An 8,595-nucleotide genomic window follows, 5' to 3' on the forward strand; every position below is an offset into this window, starting at 1 on the left:
CGGACTGTAGGAGGGTGCGGCCGGGGCTGGGATGCAGCCTCGTTCGGGGCCGCACGGCGGCCCGTCGTGGAGTTTCCGATGCGCCTTCTGTCTTCCGCCGCGGCCGTCGCCGTCCTGGCCCTGACTACGCCTGCCTTCGCCGCCGGTCAGGCCGCCGCCCCTGCCCCTGCGCCCCAGGCCGCTCCGGCACCTGAACCGGCCGAAGAGGCGGACAGTCCCGAGGAAGCCGCCTTCGAGGCCAAGGCGGAAGCCTTCGGTCAGGTCATGGAGACGATGGCCGGCGAGATGCAGGCCGCCGCAGCCCAAGCCGACAAGACCAAGGCGAAGGCCGACTTAGACGCCATCCAAGCCAAATATCAGCCCCAGGTCGACGCCTTCGCCGAAGACGTCCAGACGTTCGCCGTCAGCAGCGGCCAGGCGACGCCCGAACAGCTCGCGCCTGCGATCCAGCAGATCAAGGGCATCCCTGCCGATGTCCGAGGCAAGATCGACGCCGCCGCTGCAGCCCCAGCCGCCGCTGCGCCGGCAACACCGCAGTAAGCCGAGCCTTACCGCGATTTCACTTGAGACGGGGCGGCTGAGGGCGGAGTTTGCGCGGGTCATTCAACGGGAGCCGTCCCATGATCCGCCTGCTCAGCCTGACCGCCGCCCTGGCGCTCGCGCCCCTGTCTTCGGCTCTGGCGCAGAGCCCCGCGACTGCGCCCGCGCTGGCCCCGGCCTCCGCCGAGACCGCCGAGGCCCGGATGGAAGCCGCCGCCGACGCTTTCGAAGCGCGCATGGAGGCCTTTGGCGAACGGGCCGAGGCGATTTCCGAAGACGAGAGCCTAAGCGAGGCCGAACGCGGTCGTCGCATCGCCGCCCTGTGGTCGGACTATGCGCCCGACGTCGCCGCCTTCACCGCCGAGGCGACCAAACACGCCAATGAAATGGCCGCCCAGGCGCTGAAGAACATCGACGTCGACGCCATCGTCGCCGACGCCCTGAACGATCCCGAGGTCAAACAGGCGATGGAAGAGGGGATGCAGAAGGGCGTCGTCACCGCCGAGGGCATCGCCCGCAACAGCGCCTGGACCAATCCGACGCCCGAGCAGATGGAGACCTACAGCCTGGTCGCCCAATACGCTCTGGACCAGGCCGCCGACGCCGTCGTCGAGGACGAAGCGGCCGCCGAGGTTCCCAAAGCGCCCGAGGCGCCGGAAGCCCCCGAGCCGCCGGCGCCCCCGGCCCGTCCGGCCGCCTGACATGCTTGTCTCCTCCCCATGAAATGGGGAGGGGGACCGCGCAGCGGTGGAGGGGTTCTTCGGATGGCCCAGATGCGTATTGGCGATGAAGCCCCCCTCCGTCATGACGCGGGAGGAGACAGAGCGCCTTGACCGCGCCCGACTAAGCAGCGACATCGCGCCGCATGCCCGCCCTGCCCGTCGATCCGCACCTCTATTCGACCTTCCTCGGCGTCATGGCGGTGATGGCGATCACGCCCGGTCCCGCCAATCTGTTCGCCGTCGCCACCGGCGTTGAAAAGGGCCGCGCCTCGGCCCTGATCGGCGTCTTGGGCATGAACGCCGCGACCCTGGTGTGGTTCGGCGCGGCGGCCCTGGGTCTGGGCGCCCTGGTCAAGGCCTTCCCCGCCGCCTTCAAGGTCATCGCCGTGCTGGGCGCCCTCTATGTCGCCTGGCTGGGGATCAAGGCGCTGCGCGGCGCCTTCGCCACCGCCGCCGATCCGGATGAGGTGGTCGTCAAAAAGGGCCGCAGCGCCCTGATCGACGGGTTCGCCGTCCAGATCGCCAACCCCAAGGCCATCCTGTTCTTCACCGCCGTCCTTCCGCCCTTCATCGACGTGAACCGGCCGGTCGCCCCGCAGATGGCGATGTTCGCCATGGCGGCCATCGGCATGGATATGGTGTCGATGAGCACCTACGCCCTGTCCGGCGCCGCCCTGTCGCGCCGCATGCAGCAACCGCGCTTTCGCAAGGGCTTCGGCGTCTTCGTCGGCCTGCTGCTGATGGTCGCCGCTGTCCTGATCGTTCTCAGGCTCTAGACGCCGCGACGCTTCGTCATACAGTGGTCGGGAACGCCTTCGTTCATGCTCCGTTCAGCCGTCAGAGCGCCCGAATGGGCGATCAAGGAGTTTGATGTCATGAAAACCCTCCCCCTGAAGACCCTGGCGGCGACCGTCGCCGCCGGTCTGGCCCTGGCGGCCTGCGCCACCGCCACCCCGTATCAACCCGCCGGCTTCAACGGCCAGCGTGGCGGCTATGCCGAGCAGCGCCTGGAGAACAACCGTTTCCGGGTCAGCTTCTCGGGCAATTCGCTGACCTCGCGCGAACAGGTCGAACAGTCGTTGCTGCTGCGTTCGGCCGAACTGACGGTCGAGAGCGGCTATGACTGGTTCGCCACCGTCAACCGCGCCACCGACCGCGACACCCGCTTCGTCGGCACGCCCGACCCGTTCTATTCGGGCTACAACCGCTTCTACAGCCCCTACTGGGGTCCGTCGTGGCGCTACTACCGCAGCGGCTTCTGGAGCCCGTGGGACCGTTACGGCCCGTGGGGCATCAACGACTTCGACGTCCGTCAGGTCGACCGCTTCGAGGCCAACGCCGAAATCGTCCTGGGTCGCGGCCCCAAACCCGCCAACGACCCCAACGCCTTCGACGCCCGCGAGGTGATCCAGAACCTGGGTCCGCAGGTCACCCGCCCGGCGGCCTGATGCCGAAAGCCCCTCTCCACGCGCGGAGAGGGGCTTTTTCTTTCACCCCACGCGCGGCGACTTCAGCCGGCGCTTGTTGGAGTGGGTGGCCGGCGCCGTGCCCAGATCCTCCGGCACCTCGCCCTTAAAGTAGTAGCGCTGCCAGGCCTCCTTGGCCGCATCCGGATCGCCGCCGGCCAGACGCTGGTTGAAGTCGGTGCGGGCGCGGTTCCAGGCCTCGAACTGACCCTTCATCACCGGGTTGGATTCCAGCGTGCGGATGATCGGCTGGAACTGCTCGACCTTCTTGTGCTCGATCAGATTGATGAAGCAGAAGGGCTCGCCCTTCTCGAAGGTGATCCGCCCCGGTCGGGTGAAGATCCAGTTCATTGTGAAGGGGAAGGGCAGCCAGTCCGTCTCGATCAGGCCGACAAGCGGCTGGATGCCGTCCTTCACATGGTTGGGCGACCCCGAACACATCATCCCCCAACCGGGCGGCGTGCGGAACAGATATTGCGGATGCATGGTCAGCACCCCGCGCGAGAAGTGCGAGGTGACGAAATGGGCCAAATCGTGCTGGGGCCGATCCGGCGTGATAACGATGTCTTCCTGGCGCGGACCGCCGTTCCACTCGGCCGAGAAGCCGAACGGGCAAAGGATCTCCCATCCCGTCGTGTTGGCCATGTTCAGCGGCAGACAGCGATAGGGGTGGCGGCTGATGAAAGCGTCCATCCAGTTGCGCGACTGGCGGCCGGGCACCAGGTCCGGCGGCCGCGCCGTCATCGGATAGCATTCCAGTTCCAGAGGGCGCGTGTTGACGGTATCGACCATGACCCTGTCCTACCGCCCGAAACCCGACGGCTCAACCATGACTGACGCACCCGCTTTCGACCGCGAGACCCTGACCGTCTGGCTGAAGGCGAACGGCGTGACCCATACGACCCACGACCACCCGGCCGTCTTTCGCGTCGAGGAAGGGCTGGACCTCAAGGCCGACCTGCCCGGCGCCCACACCAAGAACCTGTTCCTGAAGGATCACAAAGGCCGGCTGTGGCTGATCTCGGCGCGTCAGGACACGGTCATCGACCTGAAACGCGCCGCCCCCGTCATGGGCTCGGGGCGGCTGTCGTTCGGCAACGAGACCCTGATGTGGAAGACGCTGGGCGTCCGTCCCGGCTCGGTCACGGCGCTGGGCCTGATCAACGACACAGACCGCCGCGTGACCTTCGTGCTGGACCGTCGCCTGTGGGACGCCGACATCGTCAACTTCCACCCCCTGACCAATACGGCGACCACGGCGCTGGATCAGACGGCGTTCCGGCGGGTGCTAGCGCTGCTGGAGCGGGAGCCGATCGTGGTTGATTTCGGGGCGATGGGCTGATGGAAGCCGCCATCGGCGTCCCCGCACCTCCACTTTCGATAAACGCCGCCGCTCGCTAAGGTTATCCATATGTTCGGTCTGATCTTATCTCGTTCTTGCGCAGCGGCGATGGCTCTCATGTTTGCAGGAGCAGCTATTGGGCAAGACATCGAGGACTCGACGATCACCGCTTCCAACGGCGTTTTGGTCAGCGTCAAAACCATAGCACGTGCCGAACGCCGGGAATTTTACTCTCCAGTGGTGGAGGGTGACAGCACCGATATCTACGCGGGGCGTATCGACATTAACGGGGCTTCAGGTGCTCTGTTTCTCCAAGGCTCCGCCTATTATCGGGGACGAGCTCACCTGTACGACAGAGCCGCGTTTTTGAACGGGGAGTTGGCGGCGTTCAAGCGCGGACCAGTCATGGTTCGGGAATGCACTTCTTGGCCTGACGCCCCCCAATCCGAGTGTTTGTGGAGCGAGGACTTCACGGTGACGGTTACACGGGATGAGGTCATCGATCATTCAAATGGCGGAATGCTCGAGGTCGAACTCTCGGGTGGCCCCACTCTCGAAAAAACCAGGCTCTCGATACCGGTCGATCATATTTACGCAGTCGCTGAAATCGCTGACGCGCACTAATCGCCTGCTCCGCTGACCATCCTCGGCATTAGCGCTTCGCGTCGTCTTGACGATCCATGTCGTCGCCCCATCTCGCAAATCATGGATCGAGCGCGCGGCGACGAGAGGCGATTTTAGACGAGTTAGACGAATTAGACGGTGTTTTTCATGACCACGGTCTGAAATCCCGGCGCGACCTTTTCCCGGCTTGATGCCGACGCATCCCGACGCCATCTGAACCGTTGAACCTGACCGATCTCTGCGCGGACCTCGCCCATGACCCTGCTCGACCCGACCCTGACCCCCGACGCCGCCGGCGACCTGATCAAGGAAGGCACGGACGCCTCCTTCATGACCGACGTCATCGAGGCTTCGAAACATCAGCCGGTCATCGTCGACTTCTGGGCCACTTGGTGCGGGCCGTGCCGGACGCTGGGTCCGGCGCTGGAGAAGGCCGTGCGCGCCGCCAAGGGGGTGGTGAAGATGGTCAAGATCGATGTGGACGCCAACCCGGCCTATGCAGGCCAGCTGCGGGTGCAGTCGATCCCGACGGTCTACGCCTTCGTCAACGGCCAGCCGGTCGATGGCTTCCAGGGCGCCATTCCCGACAGCCAGATCAAGGCCTTCATCGACAAGCTGACCGGCGGTCAGGGCGGCTCGACCGAGACGGCGCAACTGCTGGAGTTGGGCGAGGAATCGCTGAGCCTGAACGACTTCGGCGGCGCGGCCCAGGCCTTCGCCCACGTCCTGTCGATCGAGCCTGAGAACGAGAAGGCCATCGCCGGCATGGCGCGGGTCTATCTGGCGGGCGGCGACCCCGAACAGGCGGCCCAGACCATCGCCATGGCGCCGCAGGACTCCAAGGAGCCGACGGTCCAGAGCGTGCGCGCCCAACTGGCCCTGGCCTCTAAAACCCCATCCGGCGCCTCGGCCGAACTCGAGGCCAAGGTCGCCGCCGATCCGAACGATCATCAGGCGCGTTTCGACCTGGCCGAAGCCCAGAGCGCGGCCGGCGACTTCAAGGGCGCGGTCGACAATCTGCTGGCCATCATCAAGGCCGACCGCGAGTGGAACGAACAGGCGGCCCGCAAACAGTTGCTGGTCATCTTCGAGGCGGCGGGCCTGACCTCGGACGTGTCCAAGGACGGTCGGCGCCGCCTGTCGTCCATTCTGTTTTCGTGATCCAGAACAAGCGGGCCTCAAGCAGCGCGAAGCGCGGTAGGCCCCAGGAGAAGTGATGCCCCAGGGTTACGTTCGCGCCCTCGACCTGCCCCAGGTGATCCCGGTGTTCCCGCTGGGCGGGACCATCCTGCTGCCGCGCGGACAGCTGCCGCTGAACATCTTCGAGCCGCGCTATCTGAACATGGTGGACGACGCCATGGCCGGCGACCGGATCATCGGCCTGGTCCAGCCCAAGGGCGGCACGCCGGTCCTGCCCGGCCTGTCGCCGGTCGGCTGCGCCGGTCGGATCACCAGTTTCGCCGAGACTTCCGACGGCCGCTATCTGATCACCCTGACCGGCGTGTCGCGGTTCCGCATCGCCGCCGAAATGCCGTCCAAGACCCCCTATCGCCAGGTCCGCGCGGCGTTCGAGGCCTATGAGGATGATCTGGTCTCCCCGCCCGAGGAGCCGGACTTCGACCGTGACGCCTTCCTCGACGCCCTGCGCGCCTATATGGCGCACCGGCTGCTGGACATCGATTGGGAGACGGCCGAGACCGCGCCGATGGAGGCCTTGGTCAACAGCCTGTCGATGGCGCTGCCGTTCGAACCGGCCGAGAAACAGGCGCTGCTGGAGGCCATGGGCCTGATGCCCCGCGCCGAGGCCCTGACCGCCCTGATGCGCATCGACGCCGCCGACGGCGGTGACGACGCCGCGCCGTCCATGCAGTAGCGCGATGCAACGACGCCCCCTACAACGGCCTCATGTAGCGCCAGCGCGATAGGCCAAGAAAAATGAGTGACGCCTTCAACACCCCGGTCTCCGTCGATCCCCGCCTGCTGGAGGTGCTGGTCTGCCCGGTCACGCGCGGCAAGCTGACCTACGACCGCGACGCCAACGAACTGATCTCGTCGGGCGCCAAATTGGCCTATCCGATCCGCGAAGGCGTGCCGATCATGTTGGCCGAAGAAGCGCGTCAGCTGGACTGACCGCCGCAAGAACACCGAACATCCATTGGCCCGGAGCGCGGCGCGCCCAACGGGCCTCAAGTAGCGCGACGCGCGATAGGCCCAAGAAAAATGACCCTCAGAGTCGCCATCCAGATGGACCCGATCGAGGCCGTCGACATCGCCGGGGACACCACCTTCCTGATGGCCGAGACGGCCCAGGCGCGCGGTCACAAACAGTGGGTCTATGACTTCCGCACCCTGGCGCTGGAAGAGGGCCGCCTCTACTGCCGCGCCCGCCCGATCACCGTGCGGCGCGAGGTCGGCAACCACGTCAGCTTCGGCGATTGGGAAAAGCTGGATCTGGCCGAGGACGTGGACGTGATCCTGATGCGCCAGGACCCGCCGTTCGACATGGCCTATGTGACCGCCACCTATCTGCTGGAGACGGTGCATCCCCGGACCCTGGTGGTCAACGACCCGGCCCAGGTGCGTTCGGCCCCCGAAAAGCTGATGGTCACCGCCTTCCCCGGCCTGCAACCGCCGACCCTGATCTCGGCCGACCCCGTCGCCTTGGACGCCTTCCACAAGAAGCATGGCGAAGTGGTGCTCAAGCCGCTGCACGGCAATGGCGGCTCGGGCGTGATCAAGCTGCGCGCCGACGATCCCAACCTGGACGCCCTGATCGAGATCCATGCCGCGGGCAGCCGCGATCCGCTGGTGATCCAGAAGTTCATTCCCGCCGTCTCCAAGGGCGACAAGCGCATCCTGCTGATCGACGGCGAGCCGGTCGGCGCCATCAACCGCGTCCCGGCGGCGGGCGCGGTGCGCTCGAACCTGCACGTCGGCGGCACGGCCATGCCGGTCGAGCTGACCCCGCGCGACCTGGAAATCTGCGCCGCCATCGGCCCGACACTGAGGGAACGCGGCCTGATCTTCGTCGGCATCGATGTGATCGGCGACTATCTGACCGAGATCAACGTCACCTCCCCCACCGGCGCCCAGCAGTTGAAGGCCTTCACCGGCATCGACGCCACGGCCCTGATGTGGGACGCCATCGAGGCCAAACGCGCCGCACAGGTTGTGTGATCGCCACTTGAATTAGATTTGGGTTCATGGTTCGTTCTCTCGCTCAGGTGGGAGAACGACATGGTCGCGCGGGTTGTCACGGTCGCCTTTGACGGGGTGGAAGCCCGGCGCGTGGACGTCGAGGTCCAGTTGATCGGCAATGACGGGCCGACCATCTTCAACATCGTGGGCCTGCCGGACAAGGCGGTGGCCGAAAGCAAGGAGCGGGTGCGCGGGGCCTTCGCCGGCATCGGTCTGGCCCTGCCCGCCAAGCGGATCATCGCCAATCTGGCGCCGGCCGACCTGCCCAAGGAAGGCAGCCATTTCGACCTGCCCATCGCCCTGGCCCTGATGGCGGCCATGGGGGTGATCGCGCCCGATGCGCTCGACGGCTGGGCCGCCATCGGCGAGCTGGGGCTGGACGGCCAGATCGCGCGGGTCGGCGGCGCCCTGCCCGCCGCCGTCGCCGCCGACGCCATGGGCCTGGGTCTGATCTGCCCCGAGGCGACGGGACCCGAGGCCGCCTGGGCCGGCGGCGCCCGCATCCTCGCGCCGCGCTCGCTAATCAGCTTGGTCAACCATTTCAAGGGAACCCAGGTGCTGCGCGCGCCCGAACCCGGGCTGCTGGCGGACGGCAAGGCGGCGCCCGACCTGCGAGAGGTCAAGGGTCAGGAAAGCGCCAAGCGCGCGCTGGAGATCGCGGCGGCGGGCGGCCACAACCTGCTCGAACCATGGTCGATTGTCA

General features: G+C 66.6%; 12 protein-coding genes. 11 read left to right on the forward strand and 1 reads right to left on the reverse strand.

Annotated elements, in window-relative coordinates; genetic code table 11:
- Nucleotides 1-78 precede the first annotated feature (78 nt).
- The 4 genes from VH88_RS08760 (at nucleotide 79) to VH88_RS08775 (ending at nucleotide 2,710) form a co-directional block, all read left to right on the forward strand.
- Entirely contained in the window at nucleotides 79-540 is a 462-nt protein-coding gene (locus VH88_RS08760; protein ID WP_045810924.1) for a hypothetical protein, read from the forward strand.
- A gap of 80 nt (nucleotides 541-620) precedes the next feature.
- A complete protein-coding gene (locus VH88_RS08765) occupies nucleotides 621-1,241 on the forward strand; it encodes a hypothetical protein (protein WP_045810912.1) in 621 nt (206 codons plus the stop codon).
- A 164-nt stretch (nucleotides 1,242-1,405) separates the two neighbouring features.
- Nucleotides 1,406-2,038 (forward strand): LysE family translocator, encoded by a 633-nt coding sequence (locus tag VH88_RS08770; RefSeq protein ID WP_045810913.1) that lies wholly within the window; start codon nucleotides 1,406-1,408, stop codon nucleotides 2,036-2,038.
- 99 nt (nucleotides 2,039-2,137) lie between these two features.
- A complete protein-coding gene (locus tag VH88_RS08775; protein WP_045810925.1) occupies nucleotides 2,138-2,710 on the forward strand; it encodes a hypothetical protein in 573 nt (190 codons plus the stop codon).
- Nucleotides 2,711-2,752: 42 nt separating this feature from the next.
- Here VH88_RS08775 and VH88_RS08780 read toward each other — a convergent pair whose 3' ends face one another.
- Nucleotides 2,753-3,520, reverse strand: coding sequence for a DUF6065 family protein (locus VH88_RS08780; protein ID WP_156146787.1), 768 nt, complete (start codon nucleotides 3,518-3,520; stop codon nucleotides 2,753-2,755).
- Nucleotides 3,521-3,557: 37 nt separating this feature from the next.
- Between VH88_RS08780 and VH88_RS08785 the strand changes: the two genes are divergently transcribed.
- From VH88_RS08785 to VH88_RS08815, 7 genes are all read left to right on the forward strand, one after another.
- Nucleotides 3,558-4,070 (forward strand): prolyl-tRNA synthetase associated domain-containing protein, encoded by a 513-nt coding sequence (locus VH88_RS08785; protein WP_045810926.1) that lies wholly within the window; start codon nucleotides 3,558-3,560, stop codon nucleotides 4,068-4,070.
- Nucleotides 4,071-4,139: 69 nt separating this feature from the next.
- Nucleotides 4,140-4,694 carry a hypothetical protein gene (locus VH88_RS08790; RefSeq protein ID WP_045810914.1) on the forward strand — a complete coding sequence of 185 codons (555 nt, stop codon included), beginning with the start codon at nucleotides 4,140-4,142 and terminating at the stop codon, nucleotides 4,692-4,694.
- Between the two features lie 255 nt (nucleotides 4,695-4,949).
- Complete coding sequence (locus VH88_RS08795; RefSeq protein WP_045810915.1) at nucleotides 4,950-5,855, forward strand: co-chaperone YbbN; 906 nt, start codon at nucleotides 4,950-4,952, stop codon at nucleotides 5,853-5,855.
- A 55-nt stretch (nucleotides 5,856-5,910) separates the two neighbouring features.
- Nucleotides 5,911-6,567: an LON peptidase substrate-binding domain-containing protein gene (locus VH88_RS08800; RefSeq protein ID WP_045810916.1), complete on the forward strand. Its 657-nt coding sequence runs from the start codon at nucleotides 5,911-5,913 to the stop codon at nucleotides 6,565-6,567.
- A gap of 62 nt (nucleotides 6,568-6,629) precedes the next feature.
- Complete coding sequence (locus tag VH88_RS08805) at nucleotides 6,630-6,824, forward strand: Trm112 family protein (RefSeq protein WP_039246583.1); 195 nt, start codon at nucleotides 6,630-6,632, stop codon at nucleotides 6,822-6,824.
- A gap of 90 nt (nucleotides 6,825-6,914) precedes the next feature.
- Complete coding sequence (gshB, locus tag VH88_RS08810; RefSeq protein WP_045810917.1) at nucleotides 6,915-7,871, forward strand: glutathione synthase; 957 nt, start codon at nucleotides 6,915-6,917, stop codon at nucleotides 7,869-7,871.
- 60 nt (nucleotides 7,872-7,931) lie between these two features.
- Nucleotides 7,932-8,595: magnesium chelatase domain-containing protein (locus VH88_RS08815; protein WP_045810918.1), on the forward strand; the 664-nt coding region annotated here is incomplete at its 3' end.

The organism is Brevundimonas sp. KM4 (genome assembly GCF_000964075.1).
In the GTDB taxonomy this organism is placed as follows: domain Bacteria; phylum Pseudomonadota; class Alphaproteobacteria; order Caulobacterales; family Caulobacteraceae; genus Brevundimonas; species Brevundimonas huaxiensis.